The sequence below is a fragment of the Roseobacter litoralis Och 149 genome (assembly GCF_000154785.2).
In the GTDB taxonomy this organism is placed as follows: Bacteria; Pseudomonadota; Alphaproteobacteria; order Rhodobacterales; family Rhodobacteraceae; genus Roseobacter; species Roseobacter litoralis.
Genome location: NC_015730.1, coordinates 1060470 through 1081759 on the forward strand (window position 1 = coordinate 1060470; position 21290 = coordinate 1081759).

The window sequence follows — 21290 nt, forward strand, 5'->3', positions numbered from 1 at the left end:
CGCATGACATCCAAGACGGTATCCATGCCACATAGAGTTCCGGCGCAGACGCGGTTTCGGTTTTTGGTGATCGCTATTTTGGCGATGGCATTCGCCCTTGTTGCACCCGTTACAGTGCTGGCACAGCCTGCAAGCCTAGCGCCGCTGGCTGAAAAAATCAGCCCATCGGTGGTCAATATCACGACCTCTACCACGGTATCACGTCGGACCGGACCGCAAGGTATAGTGCCGGAAGGCTCGCCCTTTGAGGATTTTTTCAGGGACCGTAACAATGGGCCCGAAGGCGCACCGCGCCGGTCGTCCGCGCTGGGGTCCGGTTTTGTCATCTCTGAAGATGGTTACGTTGTCACCAACAACCACGTGATTGAAGGGGCTGACGAAATTCTGATTGAATTTTTTGACGGCGGTGAATTGGTTGCCGAGGTCATGGGAACGGACCCGAACACCGACATCGCCTTGCTGAAGGTCGAAACGAACGAACCACTGCCATTTGTGTCCTTTGGGGATAGCGACAGTTCGCGGGTCGGCGACTGGGTGATCGCGATGGGCAACCCGCTGGGGCAGGGGTTTTCCGTTTCGGCCGGGATCGTGTCGGCGCGCAACCGGGAACTCAGCGGTCGTTATGATGATTATATTCAGACCGATGCTGCGATTAACCGCGGAAACTCAGGTGGCCCGTTGTTCAACATGGACGGTGAAGTGATTGGCGTGAACACCGCTATTCTGTCACCGACCGGCGGCTCGATCGGTCTTGGGTTCTCGATGGCTTCAAATGTTGTGACGCGCGTCGTTGACCAGCTGCAGGAATTTGGCGAGACGCGGCGCGGCTGGCTGGGTGTGCAAATTCAGGACGTGACAGAGGACATGGCCGAAGCCATGGGGCTTGCGTCCACCGACGGTGCTGCTGTGAACGGTGTACTGGAGGGGCCTGCACTGGATGCAGGTATCGAGATCGGTGATGTGATCATCAGTTTTGACGGGCGCGACGTTGAAGACACACGCGGTCTTGTGCGTCAGGTCGGCAATACGCCTGTGGGCGAAGCGGTGCGCGTTGTCGTGCGGCGGGGCGATGAGACAAAAACCCTGCTTGTGACACTGGGCCGCCGTGAAGAAGCCGAAGGCGCGACACCTGCCGTCGCGCAGGCCCCGCAGGAAGATGCGCCGACCTCTGCTGAAATGATGGGCCTCACCTTGATGGTGCTGACCGATGAGTTGCGCGAGCAACTTGGTGCCAAACCGGAGACCGAAGGTCTGGCGGTCATGGAAGTGGACGAAGCGTCGGAAGCTTTTGAGAAGGGTCTGCGGTCGGGCGATGTCATCACCGAAGCAGGTCAGAAAAAAGTGACAAGCATCGCGGATCTTGAAACCCGTGTCGAGGAAGCCAAGGACGCAGGGCGCAAATCGCTGTTGTTACTCGTGCGACGTGCGGGCGATCCGCGTTTCGTGGCGCTGTCCCTCGCTGAATGATCCGCTAAAAACAGGCGTTGCTGGTGTTGAACTGGTTTTGATACCGGACGCCTGTTTTTGACCTTGGGCGATTGCGGATCGGATTTGGGAACGCGTTTCACGGAGTGTACGCACCGGTTACGGGTGGCGATTTTCTCGATCCGGTGACCCCGCGGGAAAGCACTGGCAATTTTGCTTTCCCGCGCCTTGAATGTCGTCGTGGTAATCATTGCCACAGTGAATACCCACTGTGTCCGGGCGCTGTTAGTCCGGAGCGTTGTCGGCGCAGGTTTTCCTGTATTCACAGGGACGTTGAAAGGATGTATTCAAAAAGGCTTGTAGCGGCGTTTGAACAGGCTTTGAGGGACCGTTCGAAATGAATTATGTCCTGTCGAGTACTGCGACCGTTTTCGTACCGGCTCCAAGAGCTTTGCAATCATGGTTTCCCTGTTCCGCCATGGTGGCGCTTCACCCCGCCGATTTGTACCAGCGTTGCGTGGTACTGTTGCTCCGACAGGCATAGCTTGGACTTGGCAACGTGCAAAAGGGCCGTCTGTTTGCGGGATAACGTCGTTGGGCCTGCTCTTGTCCATTATGCGCGTTGAGTGTGACGGCTTTCGGAACTTAGCTGCTCAGTTCGAACAGAGGGTCACCGCGCTGGCGCATAGTTCGGCAGTACCGGCAGATTTCCAGAGGTTTGCCGAACATGTCGTCTGACGTATCTCAAACGGCTGGTGCATCAGACGAAGCAACTCAGCCGCGCGGCTGCGTTCCGAAGTCGTCCATTCTGATTGTTGAATGAATGCCAGGGCACGCGCGCGGATTCTGACAGTGTTGCGCTGAGTTTCGGGCCTTGGCGATCCGGCGCGGTTTTCAACGAAGGTGTGGCCTTTGCCTTGCTCATGTGCGCACACAACGCCTTTCTGAACCGCAGTGGCGCGGTGTAGGAATAAGCATCCACCCAACCAGGGATCGGTGCACCGAACACCTCAGAGTTGGACAGTGTCACGCAAAGCGTCTGCGCTCATGATGCGCATGCTTGCGACCATGTCGTAACGTCGTGCGTTCAATATCTTGGAAGGCGTTCTACGGATGCGCCACAGCAGATGGGCTGCGCCACTCCAAGCCGCGTTGGTCCGAAATGTGGTTCACGTCGGCATAGATTGCGGTCAGTGGATGCGAAATCGCGCTTAGGTTTTTGAAAGCGGCGTTTTTGGCGCGTCCTTTTCTTGTCTGGAAAGGTAGTTTTACTCGGAGGCTTGGTTTTCCTGCACAAGACCATCCAGTAAAGGTGATAAATCCTCGATCTCTTCTGCAAGAACATGGGTTACGGAATGGGCGCGTTGAAGCCTGCCTGTGACGCGCAGCATGCGCCCTGCGATTACGGCGCGGCGGAACTTTTCATAGATATTCCGCCAGACAATCACATTCACAACGCCGGTTTCATCCTCCAGCGTGAGAAAGATAACCCCCTTGGCCGTGCCGGGACGTTGTCTCAAAATGACAATACCGGCCACGGCGACACGCGCATTTTGCGGCGGCTGTGTCAATTGTCGCGCGACAAGGCAGGCGGGTGGGCTTGGCCATTTCCCAGCGGTTTTCGTATCAGTTGCCGGGGCGGGACGAGATGTGATGATCTGCATAAGAACAAATATAGAACAAAAGAAATCAAAAACAATCCTCTGCGAAGGGGGTCGCAAAACAGGCGCACGCGCTCTATATGCCGACGGTGAACGGATTGAACACGGCAAGAAGGAATGGATGAACGTGGCCAAAATCACCTATATTGAACACGGCGGGACGGAGCATGTTGTTGAGGTCGCAAATGGCCTGACGGTCATGGAAGGCGCGCGCGACAATAACATTCCCGGAATTGAGGCCGATTGCGGTGGCGCATGTGCCTGTTCCACATGTCATGTCTATGTTGATCCCGCGTGGATCGAAAAACTGCCCGGCAAGGACGATATGGAAGAAGACATGCTTGATTTCGCCTATCAGCCTGACCCGGCCCGATCCAGGCTGACCTGCCAGCTCAAAGTGACGGATGCGTTGGACGGTCTCATCGTGCAAATGCCCGAAAAACAGATCTGATGAAGGCGTGGGCGCGGCGTCTTCTGGCGCGCCGCCTGCTCTGTTTCGTTCGCCGCGCGCTGCCAGTGTTGTGCTTTTTGCAGGGGGTGGCAGAGGCGTCCGAGGCAATCGTTTCGGCTGACTACGCAGGTCCGACGCAGCGATATGCCCATGCGGTCCTTGGCGATGGTGTTGAGCACGAGACGCTCGTCATCACGCTGGCCAACGGGGATATCCGGCGTTTCAAACTGCCGGTGACATCGGTTTTTGAAGATACGCACCCCCGGATCGTTGATCTTGACGCAGACGGCTCGCCCGAAGTCATCGTTGTTGAAAGTGATCAATCAAGCGGCGCGCGGCTGGTTATCTATGACGCCTCTGGTTTTGTAACGGCTACCCCCTATATAGGCACCCGTTTTCGCTGGCTTGCCCCTTTGGGCGCCGCTGATATTGACGGGGATGGGTATGTTGAGATCGCCTATGTTGACCGCCCCCATCTGGCGAAAACACTGCGCATCTGGCGCTATCAAAGCCGCCAGCTTAGTGAAATTGCATCGCTTGGCGGTGTCACCAATCACCGCATCGGAGAGCGCGATATTGCCGGTGGCATCAGGCAATGTGATGGCTTTCCGGAAATGATTCTCGCGCGTGCAGATTGGGCCGAATTACAGGCCATCCGGTATAGCGATGGCCTGTTTGAAACACGACGTCTTGGGACGGACACCTCACGCGGCGCGTTTGCCTCCGCTCTGTCTTGCGCGAATTAACGACAAGTTTCTAGTCCAGTGCCCGCCAGCCAATGTCACGGCGACAAAACCCCTCCGGCCAGTCGATTTGATCCACCATGCCATACGCCTGCTCTCGCGCTTCGGCGAGCGATGAAGCGCGCGCCGTAACGCCAAGTACCCGCCCGCCACTGGCGGTGTACTGGCCGTCCTTGCGGGTTGTGCCAGCATGGAAAACCATATGCTTGCTGTCCTCTTTAAAACCGTCAAGCCCGCCGATGACAGACCCTTTTTCATAGCTTCCGGGATATCCGCGCGCGGCCAGCACGACCGTCAGAGCATGATCATCAGCCCAGTTGACCTGCACTTCATCCAGCCTGCCTTCGGCGGCGGCCTGAATGAGATCCAGCGCCTGCGCGCCAAGGCGCATCATCAGGACCTGACATTCGGGATCGCCAAAGCGCACGTTGTATTCGACCAGACGCGGCGCACCGTTTTGGATCATCAGGCCGACAAAGAGCACACCCTGATAGGGTGTCCCGCGCCGCATCATTTCGGTCATTGTCGGCTGCACGATCTGCTCAAGCGCCGCCTGCGTTACCTCTGGCGTCATCACCGGGGCAGGGGAATAGGCGCCCATGCCGCCGGTATTGGGGCCGGTGTCGCCGTCACCCACACGCTTGTGGTCCTGCGCCGTGCCGATGGGCAGCACGGTTTCGCCATCGCACAGCATAAAGAAGGACGCTTCTTCGCCTTCCATGAATTCTTCGATCACGACTTCTGCGCCTGCATCGCCGAAACTGCCGCCGAACATGTCATCAAGCGCGTCCAGTGCCTCGTCGACCGTCTGGGCGATGATCACGCCTTTGCCTGCTGCAAGACCGTCTGCCTTGATAACAATCGGTGCGCCTTGTGCTTCGACATAGGCCCGTGCCGCAGCCCGGTCGGTGAAATGGGCATATGCGGCCGTGGGCGCACCGGCTGCATCGCAGATGGCTTTGGTGAAGGCTTTTGATGCTTCGAGCTTTGCTGCATCAAGACCGGGGCCAAAAACCGAAATGCCTGCATCCCGCAAGCGATCAGCAACACCCGCTGCGAGGGGGGCTTCGGGTCCGACGATCACGAGATCAATGGCGTTTTCATCCGAAAAGCGCGCGACGGCCCCGCCATCTTCGATCTCGAGGGACGCACATTCGGCGATCCCCGCGATCCCTGCGTTGCCGGGGGCCACGATCAGGCGATCACATTTAGGGTTCTGTTTGACCGCCCAGGCCAGAGCGTGTTCACGCCCCCCGCTGCCGAGAATAAGAATGTTCATGAAGGGCTCCCGATCTGCTTGGCCTTATGTTCAGGGCGTTCTAAGCTGGCGGGGAACCTGTGACAACACCCGAGGCACCATGGACTTGCTTGACGATCCCACACCGGGTCAGAATACGCCCGAATTTACGGTCAGTGAAATCTCCGGTGCGGTGAAACGCACGCTGGAAGGAGAGTTCGGCCGCGTGCGGGTGCGTGGCGAGGTCAGCCGCGTGATCAAGGCGCGATCGGGCCATATGTATTACGACATCAAGGATGATCGGAACCAACTGTCCTGCACCACATGGAAAGGACAGGTCGCCCGGCTGAGCGTGATCCCCGAAGAGGGGCTCGAGGTGGTCGTGACGGGGCGCATCACCGCCTATGGCGCGCAGTCCAAGTACAACATGAATGTGGATGAGGTGGCTGTTGCGGGCAAGGGCGCGTTGATGGCGCTGCTGGAAAAGCGCAAAAAGCAACTGGAGGCGGAGGGGCTTTTTGAGGCGTCGCGCAAACGTCCGCTGCCCTATCTGCCGGAAATCATTGGGGTTGTGACGTCGCCGACCGGGGCGGTGATTCGGGATATTCTACACCGCCTGAGGGACCGCTTTCCGCGCAAGGTGCTGATCTGGCCCGTCGCCGTTCAGGGTGAGAAATGTGCACCCGAGGTTGCGGCTGCCATCGCGGGGTTCAACGCGCTGGTGCCTGGAGGGGCCTTGCCGCGCCCGGACCTGATCATCGTGGCGCGCGGCGGCGGATCGGTCGAGGATCTGTGGGGGTTTAACGAGGAAAGTGTCGCGCGGGCGGCGGCGGCGTCAGACATTCCACTGATCTCGGCGGTGGGGCATGAAACCGATACCACGCTGATCGATTTCGTGTCTGACAAACGTGCGCCCACACCCACAGCTGCGGCTGAATTGGCCGTGCCGGTGCGCCATGAGCTTATTGCATGGGTCGAGCAGCAGGATGCGCGCATGCGTCAGGCGCTTAGTCAGGGGTTGACCCGCCGGGACCAGCGTTTGCGCGACGTGGCCCGCGCCTTGCCGCGCCCGGACAGTTTGCTTGAAAGCCCGCGTCAACTGGTCGACACGCGCGGCGCGCGGCTGGCCCCGGCGCTGATGTCCGGGGTGCAGCGGCGCAAGATACGTCTGGCGGATGTCAGCGGGTCACTGCGACCGGCGATGCTGACGCGCGCTGTGCAGGCAGAGGACCGGCAGCTCAAAGAAAAGGCGCGCCGTCTGCAACCGGCCTTGTTGCGCGCGCTGGCGACGCGCAAAGAGCAACTGGAAACAAGGGTGCGGCGGTATCGCCCGGCAGTCCTTGAGCAGGATTATCGACGCAAGAAACAGCATTTCGAGGATGTGGTGCAGCGGTTGGGCAAAGTGGGTGAGCAAAACCTCGATGCGGCCCGCCGCAAGCTCGATGCGTTGGGACGGCTGAATGAAACACTCAGCTACAAGGCCACGCTGGCGCGCGGTTTTGCAGTTGTGCGATCGGATGGGGCCGTGGTGACAGACAGCAAGACCGCAAAAACGGCCAGCAGTCTGGAAATCCAGTTCGCCGATGGCCGCGTGACAGTGGGCGGCAAGACCGCGTCTAAAAAGTCAGCGGGCAAACCACCGGAACAAGGCTCGCTGTTCTGAAGCATCATGCGAAAAACCTGAATCATGTAACGCTGCCTGAAATCAAATATTTCAACGCGTTACGTAATATTTCAGGTATTTTGTCAGACGCTCCAGGGGATCAGACACCGACGTCGGGGCCGAGGCAGATCATCTCTTCGTTCACGTCTTCAGCTTCGTATAATTCGGTCGCGCCGGGCAGGTTCTCGAACCGGGCTGAAAGGCGGCCATCTTCTTTGGTAAAGGCCCAGCATTGCGGTGTCGGGTTATCCTCGTAGACAAAGCAAATCTGCCCTGCCTCTTCGTACCAGAACCCTTCCTTGCATTGTCCGTCCAGAAACGACCATTTCACACGACGGTCATCGAGATAGACCTCCGCCCCGTATTTCTCACCATTCTGGCCATAAAACAGCGTTTTGCCGCGGGTGTATTCATCAAAAGTCCGACCGTCCATTGGTTCCGCCGCAAGAGCCATCCCACCAGAAAGCATCGCAAAAAGGGCCGCAATTACTGGAATGAACAATGGTCGTTTTCGCATGTTTACTCACCTTTGGATACTACGTTTCAAACGGAAGCCTTCTGACGCCAGAGGGCCTGTGGTGCTACAGTTCGCCAGATCGTGACGCGCCGGCACCGCCCTCACGTGGGCTTTATTCGTTAACTCTTTGTTTACCTCTTTGTCGCCGCGCCTCCAAGGCGCTTGTTGCGTCGCGGTTAATGACGCAAGTTTCGGATCGGACACAGAAGTGTCGTTTATGGCTGCCTGTGGTGCCGTGTTTTAAACTACCGTGGCGTTGTTCAGACTGATATTGCTGGGCATCAGGAAATCACGTGGGCATGCTCCGTGGTGTTTGCGGACAGGGAGATATGCCGATGGCACTCGATACGAGCGACAAGACCCCCGAAAAAGGTGTCTGGAAGTCTGGCAAGGGCAAAGGGCGGCGGTATACGAAAGGTCGCCAGCTGCAGGACACCGCTTGGGATGAGGTTCGCGCGCTTTTGGGCGATGCGCCGCGCCGTGCCGATCTGTTGATTGAGCATTTGCACAAAATTCAGGACACCCACGGGTGTTTGTCCGCCGCCCATCTGCGTGCGCTGGCTGAAGAGATGCGCATGTCGATGGCTGAAATCTACGAAGTCGCGACGTTTTATGCGCATTTCGACGTGGTTAAGGAAGGCGAAACACCGCCACCGGCCCTGACAATTCGTGTTTGCGATTCCCTGTCGTGCGAATTGGCGGGTGCGCAGGAACTGAAGGCCGCCCTTGAAAATGGCCTGAACCCGGGGGAAGTCCGCGTGTTGCGCGCGCCCTGCATGGGGCGCTGCGACACGGCGCCGGTTCTGGAACTGGGTCATGCCCATATCGATCACGCCACGCCGGAAAAGGTCACTGCTGCCATCGCGGCGGGCGATACGCATGTGCATATCCCGAGCTATGAGACATTTTCCGATTATGTCGCCGAAGGCGGATATGAAACGCTGAAAACCCTGCGCGAAACCGGCGATTGGGAAAAGGTCCAAGAAGACGTTCTGGCCTCAGGGCTGCGCGGATTGGGCGGTGCTGGCTTTCCCTCTGGCAAGAAGTGGGGCTTTGTGCGGGCCAATCCGGGGCCGCGTTACCTCGCGGTGAACGGGGATGAGGGCGAACCCGGCACGTTCAAGGACCGCTATTATCTTGAGCGCGTGCCGCATCTTTTCCTTGAGGGCATGTTGATTGCCGCCTGGGCCGTCGAAGCCGAGACCGCGTTTATCTACATGCGGGACGAGTATCCTGCGGTGCTGGAAATCCTTGCGCGTGAAATAAAAGCGCTGGAGGAGGCCGGGATTGTCACTCCGGGTTACATCGACCTGCGGCGTGGTGCTGGTGCCTATATCTGTGGTGAAGAAAGCGCGATGATTGAAAGCATCGAGGGCAAGCGCGGCATGCCACGACACCGTCCGCCCTTTGTGGCGCAGGTTGGTGTCTTTGGTCAGCCTACGTTGGTGCATAACGTCGAAACCCTGCATTGGGTGACGCGTATTTGCCGCGAGGGTCCGGAGGTTCTGTCGGCAACCGAAAAGAATGGTCGTAAGGGACTGCGCAGCTATTCAGTCTCGGGACGGGTTGCGCAACCCGGCGTCTATCTATTGCCAGCAGGCTCAACAATTACTGACATTATCGAGGCCGCAGGGGGCATGGCTGACGGCCATCTGTTCAAAGCCTATCAACCTGGTGGACCATCGTCGGGCATTTTGCCTGCATCAATCAGTGATGTGCCGCTGGATTTTGACACGCTGCAACCGCTTGGCTCTTTCATCGGATCCGCGGCGGTCGTGGTTCTTTCTGACAAGGATTCCGCGCGGGCGGCGGCGCTCAACATGCTGCGGTTTTTCGAAGATGAAAGCTGCGGGCAATGTACACCATGCCGGGTCGGATGCGAAAAAGCAGTCAAACTGATGCAGGCGGACCAGTGGGACACCGGGTTGCTGGAAGAGTTGAGCACCGCAATGGTAGATGCATCAATCTGCGGTTTGGGTCAGGCGGCACCGAACCCCATTCGCATGGTAATGAAACACTTCCCCGAGGAAATCTGACCCAAAACGGCTCGGGCCTTTCGTTTCGCGGCAAATCCTCTTAGATGAGCATTAACCGGTGAAGAGGCAGGCCCGCGCATGGCGTTTTTCAAAAAACTCAAAGACAAACTGTTCAAGTCGTCGTCCAAGATTGATGAAGGACTAGAAGCAATCGTTGACGATGGCGGGGTCGCGGAAACGGTTGACGTAAAACCGCCCGCCGTTGCTGCGGAAGAGGTGGAAGCGGCTGCGCAGGTCGTGCGCCCCGAGGAGGCGCACATCGAGGTGTTGTCAGCACCTTCTGACGACCGCGCGCTGGAACCAGATCCGATTGAACAGGCCGCCGTTGACGAGGGCCCAGCGGATACGACGGTCGAAGCGCTTGATCCGCCGGAAGCGCCGGTTACCTATTCTCCAGAGCCAGAGCCAGAGCCAGAGCCAGAGCCAGAGCCAGAGCCAGAGCCAGAGCCAGAGCCAGAGCCAGAGCCAGAGCCAGAGCCAGAGCCAGAGATCACACCCGAGCCGGTCGCGTTGGACAAGTCTGACGCGCCGCAAGCTGAGGCCGATGAGACAGACGTTCAGCCAGCGGATGATCCGTTTGTGATGCCGCGCTCACCTGCGCCGATTGCGTCTGATCTGTCCGAACCAACACCTGTTGCAGCAGATAAACCCGGTTTGCTGGGCAGGTTGATGGGGCGCTCAGCGCCTGCCATCGTGGTGAGACGCACGCTGGATGACGACATGCTGGAACAGCTCGAAGAATTGCTGATTGCGGCGGACATGGGCGTGGACACAGCCCTTCGTGTCGTAGCCAACATGGCGGAGGGACGGGTTGGGAAAAAGCTGTCGGTTCAGGAAATAAAAGAGCTGTTGGCCTCCGAAATTGCGCAGATCATGGAACCCGTGGCAAAACCCTTGCCGCTCTATCCACGCACACCGCAGGTTGTTCTGGTCGTGGGTGTGAATGGCTCTGGTAAAACCACCACCATTGGCAAACTTGCCAGCCAGTTTCGCGCGGCAGGCAAAAAGGTTGTCATTGCAGCGGGGGATACCTTTCGCGCAGCGGCAGTTGAGCAATTGCAGGTTTGGGGGGATCGCGCAGGCGTGCCTGTGCTGACGGCTCCGGAAGGGTCTGACCCGGCGAGCCTTGCCTTCGATGCCATGGTCAAGGCGCAGCAAGACGGTGCAGATCTGTTGCTCATCGACACAGCAGGCCGGTTGCAAAACCGGACCGATCTGATGGAAGAACTGGCCAAGATTGTCCGCGTTATCCGTAAGAAGGACGAAACGGCACCTCATAATACCCTGCTGGTGTTGGATGCGACGACCGGGCAGAATGCGCTTAATCAGGTCAAGGTGTTCAGCGATATTTCGGATGTTTCCGGCCTAGTGATGACCAAACTGGATGGGACCGCCAAGGGCGGCGTGCTTGTGGCGCTGGCTGATAAATTCGGCCTGCCGATCCATGCGATTGGTGTGGGCGAACAGATTGATGATCTTGATGCCTTTGACCCGGAAGATTTTGCGGACGCATTGATGGGGCTGGAGCGGGGGTGAACGCTTTACGCGCTTCCGAAGTGCAGATCCAAATCCGTCACGCGCTTTATGGCGGGCGATAAGCCAGCAAAATGACAGACTGGCTGATCTCCATCGAAGGTACCGAAGCAGGCCATCGGCTTGCCCTTTGGTTGGCCATTTTGGCGGCGTTTCTGCACGCAGTCTTTGGTGCTTTGCAAAAGGGCAGACATGATCCGTGGATATCGCGCGGGGCCATCGACTTTTCATATATGGTAATGGCGGCACCCTTTGCGCTTTTCGTCGTGCCTTGGCCGGAACCGCACATGTGGCCGATCTTTGTCGGGGCATGGGTAATCCATACGCTCTATAAAATCCTGCAAGCCATGGCCTATACACGGGGTGCTTATACGGTTGTCTATCCGGTTGTGCGCGGTACAGGGCCGCTGTTTGCGGTGATTGGCGCCTATCTGATCTTCGGTGAAACATTCACCATCATTCAATGGGCTGGGATCGCGGTGCTCTTGGCGGGGATATTCGGACTTGCCATCTACAATATGGTTTATCTGGTGTCCGAGCGTGACACGCTTCACGCAGCTTTGGGCCTGGCGGTGATCACAGGGTTGTTCGTGGCCCTTTATACCACCTATGACGCGTATGGAATTCGTGCGACCGCCAACCCCTTTACGTTCCTTGCGTGGTTCTTTCTGATCGATGGGTTCTTCATGCCGATCCTGGCCGCACGCCGCTGGTTGGGCATGGCAGCGGATGCGCGCCCCGAATTGCCACCGCTCATGGTACGCGGCGTGACCGGCGGGTTTATCGCTTTTTTCAGCTTTGGCAGCATAATGTTGGCCACTCGGCTCGATAAAGTCGGTGAGGCGGCCGTACTGCGTGAAACCTCGACGGTTTTTGCAGCCGTTATCGGTTGGGCGTTCCTCAAAGAAACGGTCGGCCCACGGCGAATTGCGCTTATGGCATTGATTGCGCTGGGGGCCGTGATAGTTGAGGTTGGTGGATAGGAGAGCACTGTGAAAGAAGAAAAAACCATCAACCCAATACTCAAACAGGTGTTGGAATTGGGGCCGACCATTTTGTTTTTCCTGATCTATCTCAAGATCAAGGAAGACGTTTTTGTCATTGGCGGTACTGAGTACACCGGCTTCATTGTCGCGGCTCTGATCTTTGTGCCGATATTGCTCGTTGCGATGGGCATACTCTGGGCACTTACGGGCAAACTAAGCCGGATGCAGGTGTTCACGGCCTTCATGGTGATCTTCTTTGGCGGGCTCACTGCCTGGTTCAACGATGAGCGTTTCTTCAAGATGAAAACGACCATTGTCTATGGTCTGTTTGCCGTCCTGCTGGGGATTGGTTTGATGCAGGGCCGCTCGTATCTGGCCTATGTCATGAGCGAGTTGATGCCAATGCGCGATGAGGGCTGGATGATCCTGACCCGTCGCTTGTGCGCCGCATTTCTGGCGCTGGCTGTGGCGAATGAAATTGTCTGGCGCACCATGTCGACAGATGCATGGGTCAAGATCGAAACCTTTGGCTTTCCCGTAGCCCTCATGGCGTTCCTGATGTGGCAGTTCACGTCGCTGCAAAGCTACATGATTGACGAGGACAGTACCGACGAGACCTAGACCCGTCGCACATCAGACAATGCGTTGATCATCGGTGCCGGAATACTGTCCACATGCACGGACGATTCACCCATTGACCGTGCAACCTTGCCTGCAAGATCAAGCGATATGGCTGCCTCCAGCGCGAGATTGAAGCGGGGGTTGCGCGCGCATTTGCGGCGCAGGTCATCGAATTGCCACTCCAACACCTCGGCGCCTTCTTCGAGCCACGCTGAGGCAGAACTTGGCACACCTGTGAGGAATGACACCTCACCGAGGAAAAGTTTGGGGGGCAGGACAAACGCCTGTTCTCCCTTGCGCACAAGCGTCGCGCCTTTGAGCACAAAGTAAAGTTTTTCACCCATTTCGCCCTCAAGAGTGACCTGCTTGTCCTGTTCCACGGTATAGCGTTTGGCGAGTTTCATGAGCGCTCGAAAATCCCCCGGCGGCAGGCGCGGAAAATCGTAAAAGATATCGGCATGGGCGCGCGGGATCGCAAGCCGCGACTGGCGCGCGATCAAGGTGCTCAACCCGCCGATGTTTGCGATGCCAATCAGCAGGCTGACGTAGATCGCTTCCCACAAGGGGCTCTCGCCAATGATCGCATAGTAGATCAGATAAACGCAGGTCCCCGCCAAAATGAGCAGCCGCAGGATGATCTGATTTGTGATCGCCATGCCCGCGACATAAAAAGCACCGGCAAGGTAAACCATGTTCTCCGGCGTCAATACGCTACCGTACATATTATCCGACTCTGCCTCGTGATTGCATGGCAGGACTCTTGGCGAAAACGATCCGCATTGCAAAGAAAATCGAGACGAAAAGTATTGTTATTGTTCGCAGATGCTCAAATCAGCGCTTTGAGAACAGCTGAGCCTGCGCGGCCTTGTCCTTGCGGAAATCCCCGCGCTTTTCTGCATGAAGCGCGCGACCTGCGATGACGCCGGGGCGCGCACTCACCGTGTCGAGCCAGCGTTTCATGTGTGGTTTGTCCTCAAGCGTTTGTTGCTGGCCTTCCCAAAGCGACGCCCAGCCCCAAATCGACATATCCGCAATCGAATAGAAATCTCCGGCGACGAACTCATGGCAAGCCAGTTGCCGGTCCAGAACCCCGTATAACCTGCCAACCTCGGCCCGGTATCTGTCCTTCGCGTAAGGCAGATCGTGCGGCGGGTCCATCGCAGGCGCATATTTCAAGAAGTGATGCGCCTGACCGGCCATTGGACCCAGTCCCCCCATTTGCCACATGAGCCACTGCGTCACGGCGATCTTGTCGCGCGCGGTCTCACCACCGAACGCGCCGGTTTTCTGCGCGAGATATTGAAGGATTGCGCCCGACTCGAAAACCGAAACGGACGCCCCATCAGGTCCCTCAGGGTCGATGATCGCAGGCATTCGGTTGTTTGGCGCAATTTTCAGGAAATCAGGCGCGAACTGATCGCCAGCCCCGATGTCTATCAGGTGCGTGGTATAGGGCAGGCCCATTTCCTCAAGCGCAACCGAAACCTTCCAGCCATTGGGCGTGGGCCAGTAAAACAGATCAATAGGCTGGCTCATTTTTATCACTCCGCGCATAGGCTGCATCCTGCAGGCACAGGGTGGAGCCTACCGCATGTGCGGGGTGGGACAAGCGGAATTGTCGGCGGGTGCGTGCTTGCGCGGGCATTGGCAAAAGCCGCGACCATCGTGGCGCAGGTTTTTCAGGCAATATGGCCTTGAGCTGTGCAAGCGGCAGCGTCTCAGGATCGCGCAGAAACCGGCTATACATGCGCATGACGCCGGGACGTTTATAGGCGGACCAATGACATATCCGCTTGCTCGGGGGCGAAATGGGCAGACCGATTTGCTGCAGCCGCGTTATCGTCTTGGGACAATCAAGCTGCACGGTGACGGCATTTTGCGCCTCAATGCCCTGTCCGATCGTACAATCGCGGGGGGTGTCGGCCTTGACCAGACGTTCAAATGCCGCATCAAAAAGATCATTTTCGCGGCTTGTCACATTCAAAACCCGCACAGTGCGTCCGGCCGGTGTTGCGAGCAGCGATTTCGCGCGGCCTGCATAGGTCGCACCCGTCAACAGAACCATGCGGTCAACCGCGCCGGCGGGCAAATGGGCCAGAGCGCTGAGGGCGGCCTCGGACCCCATGGAGTGTGCAATAATGTGTATTGGGCGCTGAGGGGAATGGGCCTTGAGCATTTGAATGACGGCGGCGAGCTGCGCACCGAGCTGTGATGCGCGTTGGTGCACCGTCCGCAGGGATCCCCGCGCGAACCAGCCAAAGGCAATGCCAAGCCCCTCGGCGGGATGCGCCCCCTCGAACCCAAGTGCTGCGGGCCAACTGTGCTCGGTTTTTCCAAACAGTTTGCGGTGTGGGCAGTGATCTTCAGTGCCCGGTGCGTATTTATAGCCATGCACCATGATCACGGCCGGTCCCGGTTTTGAGGCCAGTGCGCAGAGCCTGTAAGGCGCGGCTTGCGCCGTGTCATGCAAGGCAAGGGCGGACGGCGTGGCATTGATCCTGAGCAAAGGCATCGCGCCCCCCTACACCATATTTTGTGGTTCTTTGTTGAACCATCCATAGGTAGGAAAGATGAAAACCGTATTACACCACCGTGACGGTGTTGACGCGCAACACCCTTTATTCTACGAGAAGGCGTGGCGATTTGATACCGGATTGCGGGCCACTCTAAACACTCCGCTAAAAGGTCACTCGATGAGGAAACCCCGTCGCATTGACCGCGTATGGGGTTTTTTTGTGTCCGAAACGGACTGGAGAAGACGAGAATGACAAAAGACCTCAAACCGCGGACGCGTGCTGTGCATGCGGGTACCCGACGAAGCCAGTACGGCGAAGTGTCGGAGGCGATCTTTCTGACGCAGGGCTTTGTGTATGACACGGCCGAACAGGCCGAAGCACGGTTTGTTGAAGCGGGGCCGGATGAGTTCATCTATGCACGCTATGGAAACCCCACAGTTGCGATGTTCGAAGACCGCATCGCGGCACTGGAAGGTGCGGAAGACGCCTTTGCCACCGCTTCTGGCATGGCCGCAGTGTCGGGCGCGTTGATGTCCATGCTCAAAGCAGGCGATCACGTCGTTTCGGCCCGCGCGCTTTTCGGGTCCTGCCTCTATGTGCTCGAAGAAATCCTGACACGCTACGGTGTCGAGGTGACCTTCGTGGATGGCACAGATATCGCGCAGTGGAAGGAGGCCATTCGCGATGATACGCGCGCCGTCTTCTTCGAATCAATTTCCAATCCCACGTTGCAAGTCGTTGATATTGAGACCGTCGCAGGTCTGGCCCATGCCAAAGGCGCAATCGTGCTTGTGGACAACGTGTTTGCAACCCCAGTGTGGTCCCGGGCCTTTGAGCAGGGCGCTGATGTCGTGATTTACTCAACGACCAAACATATCGACGGGCAGGGCAGGGCGTTGGGAGGCGTGATCCTCGGTACCAAGGATTTCGTCCGAAAAACCGTAGAACCCTACATGAAACACACCGGCGGTTCCATGAGCCCGTTTACAGCTTGGGTCATGCTGAAAGGGCTTGAAACGCTTGATTTACGGGTGCGGGCGCAGACCGAAAACGCAACGGCACTGGCCATCGCGCTTGATGGGCATGAAAAACTGAACCGGGTTATTTATCCCGGCATTCCAAGCCACGCGCAGCACGCGCTGGTGAAACGGCAGATGGAAAAAGGGGGGACGGTCCTTTCGATTGATCTGGCAGGGGGTAAAGAGGCGGCATTCCGGTTTTTGAACGCTATTGAGGTTGGTGTCATCTCCAATAACCTGGGCGATGCAAAGACGATTTTGACGCATCCCGCGACAACGACACATCAGCGTTTGCCGCAAGACCAGAAAGATGCGCTTGGAATTTCAGCAGGCTTAATTCGCATCAGTGTCGGGATTGAGGATCAGGAAGACCTGAAAGCGGACCTTTTTCAGGCCTTGCAGTGTGTTTGATGAGTTGTTCATGGAATATAATAAAATCAACGCGTTATATGTTTTCTGCGCTGCGTAAGCATCTGTTTTTGGCAAATATGTACCGGGTATTTCCCTCTATGATTGGCAGATAGTTAATGCTGCCCTATGTTGCTACTTCGAAGACGTACAGGGAACATCGCGATGAATATTCACACACCCGGATTACAGGTCACGCCCGACAGAGATGAGGCGCAGGCGGCACTGGATGTGCTGCGACAGTGGGCCAAACAGGCGACGCCGACTGAGATCAGCGAGCTTGACCCGTCGGTCGCCCGCCTGATCCCGGGCATGGACGGGGTCGAGTATCCAGCCTTGTCGCGCGAGTATCCCGGTGATTTCGCGATTGATGACAGCTACAAAGAGACATTGCCCGATCTTCAAAACGGCCCGTCGAGCCTGATCCGCGGGACGAAACAGCAGATCCAGCATGTAGGTATTTCCAACTTCCGCCTGCCGATCCGGTTCCACACACGTACCGGTGGGGATATCACGCTCGAAACATCCGTGACCGGCTCCGTCAGTCTTGAGGCGGATAAGAAGGGCATCAACATGTCCCGGATCATGCGCAGTTTTTACAAACATGCAGAAGAAACCTTCAGCTTTGAGGTGATCGAAGCCGCGCTTGATGCCTATATCAATGATCTGGAGAGCTTTGACGCCCGCATTCAGATGCGGTTCAGCTTTCCGATGAAGGTGGATAGCCTGCGGTCTGGTTTGTCCGGGTATCAGTATTACGACATCGCGCTGGAACTGGTGGATCAGGGCGGCGTGCGCAAGAAAATCATGCATCTTGATTATGTGTATTCATCGACCTGCCCGTGCTCGCTGGAACTTTCCGAGCATGCGCGCGCAACCCGCGGACAGCTGGCGACGCCGCATTCGCAACGCTCTGTTGCGCGGGTTTCGGTTGAGGTTGAAAACGACGGTCAATGTCTGTGGTTCGAAGATCTGATCGAAACTTGCCGACGCGCTGTGCCGACCGAAACACAAGTTATGGTCAAACGCGAAGACGAACAGGCGTTCGCAGAACTCAACGCCGCCAACCCGATCTTTGTCGAAGATGCCGCGCGCCTGTTTTGTGAGCAATTGCACGCCGATACCCGGATCGGAGACTTCCGCGTGATCGCGAGCCATCAGGAAAGCCTGCACAGCCATGATGCGGTCAGCATTCTGATGGAGGGTGACACGTTCAAATCGGAGAGCCTTGACCCGAAATTGTTCAACACGCTGTTTCACGTCGGATAACTTGACCATCTTAGACGTGATCTGCCTTTTTGGGGCCAATTCAACGCGTGCGTACCTCAACCAGCTCTAGCGCCTTGTGGCCTCGCGGGCAGGCGGGACTTGCAGAGCAGACCGGATGCGCTTGACACCAGCCGAGCGCCGCGCCAACCCTGCGCATATGTTGGACTTGCGCCCCGTCGGATATGTGATCGGTTTGCTGGTGGCTGTGCTTGGTGCAGCCATGGTTTTGCCGATGATGATCGATATCGCCGAAGGGCGCGAGCATTGGCCGGTTTTTCTGCAATCCGCGCTCTTTACGGTCCTTGCGGGGGGGCTGATCGCTGTTGCCTGCTCAAACGGCGTCAAGGAAGGGCTGACGATCCAGCAAACGTTCATCCTGACCACCGGGGTCTGGGTCGCTTTGCCGCTTTTCGGTGCCATACCCTTCGTGCTCGGCGCGACCGAGGCCCGTTTTGTCGATGCGTTCTTTGAGGCCATGTCGGGCCTGACCACCACGGGCTCCACCGTGTTCACCGGGCTTGAAACGCTGCCCAAAGGATTGCTCTTGTGGCGTGGTATTCTGCAATGGCTGGGGGGCATCGGTATTATTGTTGTCGCCATGGTGTTCCTGCCGGAACTGCGGGTCGGGGGTATGCAGATCTTCAAATCTGAAGCCTTTGATACGATGGGAAAAATTCTGCCCCGTGCGACGCAGATTGCCAGCCAGATATCCAGCATCTACCTTGGCCTGACCATGGCCTGCGCGCTGTGCTATCTTGCCCTCGGCCTTGATGCTTTTGATGCGACGGTACATGCGCTGACGACCGTTTCGACCGGCGGTTTTGCCAATTACGATGCGTCCTTCGGCACGTTTTCCGGCCCGCCGGAATATGTGGCCAGCCTGTTCATGATCCTCGCAGCACTGCCTTTCGTGCGCTATGTGCAGATGATCAATGGTCACACGGAACCGCTTTGGCGCGACAGTCAGGTGCGTGTGTTCCTGATGACGCTCCTGATTATCGTGTTGGGCATCGCAATCGCCTTGACGCAGTATTTTCCAAAGGACGCCGAAAGCGCGTTTCGTGAGGCGCTCTTTAACGTGACCTCGATTATGACCGGGACCGGGTATTCATCGGCGGATTATATGCAATGGGGTCCGCTGTTGATCTCCCTCTTTTTCTTTATCGGGCTGATTGGCGGCTGTGCGGGGTCAACCACCTGTTCGATCAAGATATTCCGCTATCAGCTGTTGTTTGCCTCGATCCGCTTGCAGCTGCGAAAAATTCGCTCTCCCAACGGCGTTTTTATCGTGCGGTATGAAAAGCGGCCCGTCGGCGAGGAAGTCCTCAGTTCGGTGATGTCCTTCTTCATGTTCTTTGTTTTGACACTGGGGTTGCTCGCGGTCGCCCTCAGCCTGACGGGGCTTGATTTCATCACATCGCTTTCCGGTGCGGCCACCGCCTTGTCGAACGTGGGGCCGGGTCTGGGCGATGAAATTGGCCCCACAGGTAGTTTTGCAGGGCTGAACGATACAGCCAAATGGCTTTTGACATTGGGCATGTTGCTGGGGCGGCTGGAGCTTTTGGCCGTCTATGCGATGCTCACCCTTTCATTTTGGAGAGATTGATATGCAACGTCCCTTGGGTGCGCAGATTTCACATATGCTCAAGGATCGCGGCGTCGATGTCATCTTTGGCATCCCCGGGGTCCACAATCAGGAAATGTACCGGGGCATCGAAGAGGCGGGCATCACGCATGTTCTGGCACGCCACGAGCAGGGGGCGGGGTTCATGGCCGATGGTTATGCGCGCGCAACCGGCAAGCCGGGGGTGGCCTATGTGATCACCGGACCCGGCCTGTGCAATGCGATGACGCCCATGGGGCAGGCCTATTCGGATTCTGTTGCGATGCTGGTCCTATCGTCCTGTCTTGATGAGGTGGCCGCAAAAAAAGGCCAGTTGCACCAGATGAAAGACCAGCGCGCCGCCGCGGAAACCGTGTGTGAATGGTCGGTGCAGGCGCAAACGGCGCAGGCTGCGTATCACCTGATTGACCGCGCTTTCACCGAGTTTCAGACCCGGCGCGCGCGCCCCAAGCACATTCAGGTACCCATTGCGGAACTTGAGGCGCTGGCACCGGTTGCACCGCCGCGCGACGATGGTGCCACAATCTGTGCTGATGGCTTTTCCGCCAGCGACGCCGCGAAAGTCGTCTCAGCGCTTAAATCCGCCAAACGCCCGATGATGATTTTCGGGGGCGGCGCTGCATCAGCCGCCAGCCCTTGTTTCAAGCTCGCCAGCCGTGCGGGTGCTGCAGCATTCTGCACATACGCAGGGCGCGGCATCATCCCGTCGGATTACGCGCTTTACTTTGGCTCGACGCTGGCGCGCCCGGATTCTGCGCGCGTTCTGGCGCAAGCTGATCTGCTTGTGGTGATCGGCTCGGAACTGGCGGAGGTAGATATCTGGCGGGATGAACTGGGGCATCATTGCCCGACGATCCGCGTGGATATTGACCCATCCCACATGACCGGCGCGCGGCGGGAGGGCGACATTCAGATTGTCGCCAGAGCAGCCACCTTCGCGCAAACCCTGTGTGATGCGCTGGAGGGGCATATTCCGCAAACCGAATGGCGTGCTCAGGATATTGCGGCGACGCGATCCCAATGGCGCGCTGAAATAGCCGCCGAACGTCCGGGCATTGTGCCGGTGTGCGATGCGCTGCAAGCGGCCTTGCCCGAAGGCACGATGATCTATTCCGACATGACCCAGTTCGCCTATGTCGCGAAAGAAGTCTGGGATATGGACCGCGCGGACCACTGGCATCATCCCTATGGCTTTGGAACCCTTGGATATGCCACGCCCGCAGCCATCGGTGGGGCCATCGGGCGCGCTGGAAAACCCACGCTCGCTATTATCGGTGACTACGGATTTCATTATACGATGCAGGAATTGGGCGTGGCGGTCGAGCTTGGGCTGAGCCTGCCGATCCTGCTTTGGGACAATGGCAAGCTGAAAGAGATCGAAGACAGCATGGTGCGTGCCCAGATTGCGCCCAATGCTGTGATCGCGCGCAATCCGGATTTTTGCAAACTCGCCGAAGCTTTCGGCGCGAGGTCAGCCGCGCCCCAAAGTCTGGATGCGCTCCAAGCCGCCGTGCGGGATGCGTTTGAGGCAGACGGCCCAACGCTGATCTATGTCACACCCGACGTGGGGCAGTAGTGGAA

The 21290-nt window shown here is 57.6% G+C and carries 18 protein-coding genes and 1 riboswitch; of the genes, 12 read left to right on the forward strand and 6 right to left on the reverse strand.

Going from position 1 to position 21290, the window contains the following annotated elements; all coding sequences use genetic code 11:
- Window positions 1–3 precede the first annotated feature (3 nt).
- A complete protein-coding gene (locus tag RLO149_RS04915) occupies window positions 4–1467 on the forward strand; it encodes a Do family serine endopeptidase (protein WP_013960968.1) in 1464 nt (487 codons plus the stop codon).
- 1226 nt (window positions 1468–2693) lie between these two features.
- Here the strand turns inward: RLO149_RS04915 and RLO149_RS04920 are convergent.
- Entirely contained in the window at window positions 2694–3089 is a 396-nt protein-coding gene (locus RLO149_RS04920; RefSeq protein ID WP_013960970.1) for an OB-fold nucleic acid binding domain-containing protein, read from the reverse strand.
- 124 nt (window positions 3090–3213) lie between these two features.
- On the opposite strand from RLO149_RS04920, the gene RLO149_RS04925 reads away from it, so the two are divergent.
- Both RLO149_RS04925 and RLO149_RS04930 read left to right on the forward strand, forming a co-directional pair.
- Entirely contained in the window at window positions 3214–3537 is a 324-nt protein-coding gene (locus RLO149_RS04925) for a 2Fe-2S iron-sulfur cluster-binding protein (protein ID WP_013960971.1), read from the forward strand.
- Complete coding sequence (locus RLO149_RS04930) at window positions 3537–4283, forward strand: FG-GAP repeat domain-containing protein (protein ID WP_013960972.1); 747 nt, start codon at window positions 3537–3539, stop codon at window positions 4281–4283. Before RLO149_RS04925 ends, RLO149_RS04930 begins: the two co-directional genes overlap by 1 nt.
- 10 nt (window positions 4284–4293) lie before the next feature.
- Here the strand turns inward: RLO149_RS04930 and purD are convergent, their stop codons facing one another.
- A complete protein-coding gene (gene purD, locus RLO149_RS04935) occupies window positions 4294–5559 on the reverse strand; it encodes a phosphoribosylamine--glycine ligase (protein WP_013960973.1) in 1266 nt (421 codons plus the stop codon).
- Window positions 5560–5638: 79 nt separating this feature from the next.
- Between purD and xseA the strand changes: the two genes are divergently transcribed.
- Window positions 5639–7180, forward strand: coding sequence for an exodeoxyribonuclease VII large subunit (gene xseA, locus RLO149_RS04940; protein WP_013960974.1), 1542 nt, complete (start codon window positions 5639–5641; stop codon window positions 7178–7180).
- 100 nt (window positions 7181–7280) lie between these two features.
- On the opposite strand, the gene RLO149_RS04945 is transcribed toward xseA, so the two are convergent.
- Window positions 7281–7697, reverse strand: a complete 417-nt coding sequence (locus tag RLO149_RS04945; protein ID WP_013960975.1) for a hypothetical protein — start codon at window positions 7695–7697, stop codon at window positions 7281–7283.
- A 335-nt stretch (window positions 7698–8032) separates the two neighbouring features.
- On the opposite strand from RLO149_RS04945, the gene RLO149_RS04950 reads away from it, so the two are divergent.
- The 4 genes from RLO149_RS04950 (at window position 8033) to RLO149_RS04965 (ending at window position 12873) form a co-directional block, all read left to right on the forward strand.
- On the forward strand, window positions 8033–9733 hold the full coding sequence (locus RLO149_RS04950; RefSeq protein ID WP_044025544.1) for an NAD(P)H-dependent oxidoreductase subunit E: 1701 nt from the start codon (window positions 8033–8035) through the stop codon (window positions 9731–9733).
- Window positions 9734–9811: 78 nt separating this feature from the next.
- A complete protein-coding gene (ftsY, locus tag RLO149_RS04955) occupies window positions 9812–11269 on the forward strand; it encodes a signal recognition particle-docking protein FtsY (protein WP_013960977.1) in 1458 nt (485 codons plus the stop codon).
- 71 nt (window positions 11270–11340) lie between these two features.
- Complete coding sequence (locus RLO149_RS04960; RefSeq protein ID WP_013960978.1) at window positions 11341–12249, forward strand: EamA family transporter; 909 nt, start codon at window positions 11341–11343, stop codon at window positions 12247–12249.
- A gap of 9 nt (window positions 12250–12258) precedes the next feature.
- Window positions 12259–12873 (forward strand): inner membrane-spanning protein YciB, encoded by a 615-nt coding sequence (locus RLO149_RS04965; RefSeq protein WP_013960979.1) that lies wholly within the window; start codon window positions 12259–12261, stop codon window positions 12871–12873.
- Here RLO149_RS04965 and RLO149_RS04970 read toward each other — a convergent pair.
- The 3 genes from RLO149_RS04970 to RLO149_RS04980 all read right to left on the reverse strand — a co-directional run bounded on the left by RLO149_RS04970 (window position 12870) and on the right by RLO149_RS04980 (window position 15385).
- Window positions 12870–13595: a Crp/Fnr family transcriptional regulator gene (locus RLO149_RS04970; protein WP_013960980.1), complete on the reverse strand. Its 726-nt coding sequence runs from the start codon at window positions 13593–13595 to the stop codon at window positions 12870–12872. The genes RLO149_RS04965 and RLO149_RS04970 overlap by 4 nt on opposite strands.
- A gap of 109 nt (window positions 13596–13704) precedes the next feature.
- The gene (locus tag RLO149_RS04975; RefSeq protein WP_013960981.1) at window positions 13705–14409 is read right to left on the reverse strand and encodes a glutathione S-transferase N-terminal domain-containing protein; all 705 of its coding nucleotides are present in this window, start codon (window positions 14407–14409) and stop codon (window positions 13705–13707) included.
- The gene (locus RLO149_RS04980) at window positions 14393–15385 is read right to left on the reverse strand and encodes a serine aminopeptidase domain-containing protein (RefSeq protein WP_013960982.1); all 993 of its coding nucleotides are present in this window, start codon (window positions 15383–15385) and stop codon (window positions 14393–14395) included. The genes RLO149_RS04975 and RLO149_RS04980 overlap by 17 nt, the downstream gene beginning before the upstream one ends.
- Window positions 15386–15498: 113 nt before the next feature.
- Window positions 15499–15575, forward strand: a riboswitch (SAM riboswitch).
- 62 nt (window positions 15576–15637) lie between these two features.
- On the opposite strand from RLO149_RS04980, the gene metZ reads away from it, so the two are divergent.
- The 4 genes from metZ to RLO149_RS05000 all read left to right on the forward strand — a co-directional run bounded on the left by metZ (window position 15638) and on the right by RLO149_RS05000 (window position 21285).
- Window positions 15638–16819: an O-succinylhomoserine sulfhydrylase gene (gene metZ / locus RLO149_RS04985; RefSeq protein WP_013960983.1), complete on the forward strand. Its 1182-nt coding sequence runs from the start codon at window positions 15638–15640 to the stop codon at window positions 16817–16819.
- A gap of 162 nt (window positions 16820–16981) precedes the next feature.
- Window positions 16982–18085, forward strand: a complete 1104-nt coding sequence (gene folE2 / locus RLO149_RS04990) for a GTP cyclohydrolase FolE2 (RefSeq protein ID WP_013960984.1) — start codon at window positions 16982–16984, stop codon at window positions 18083–18085.
- Window positions 18086–18200: 115 nt separating this feature from the next.
- The gene (locus tag RLO149_RS04995; RefSeq protein WP_013960985.1) at window positions 18201–19691 is read left to right on the forward strand and encodes a TrkH family potassium uptake protein; all 1491 of its coding nucleotides are present in this window, start codon (window positions 18201–18203) and stop codon (window positions 19689–19691) included.
- 1 nt (window position 19692) lies between these two features.
- Entirely contained in the window at window positions 19693–21285 is a 1593-nt protein-coding gene (locus RLO149_RS05000) for a thiamine pyrophosphate-binding protein (RefSeq protein WP_013960986.1), read from the forward strand.
- The last annotated feature ends 5 nt before the right edge of the window (window positions 21286–21290 follow it).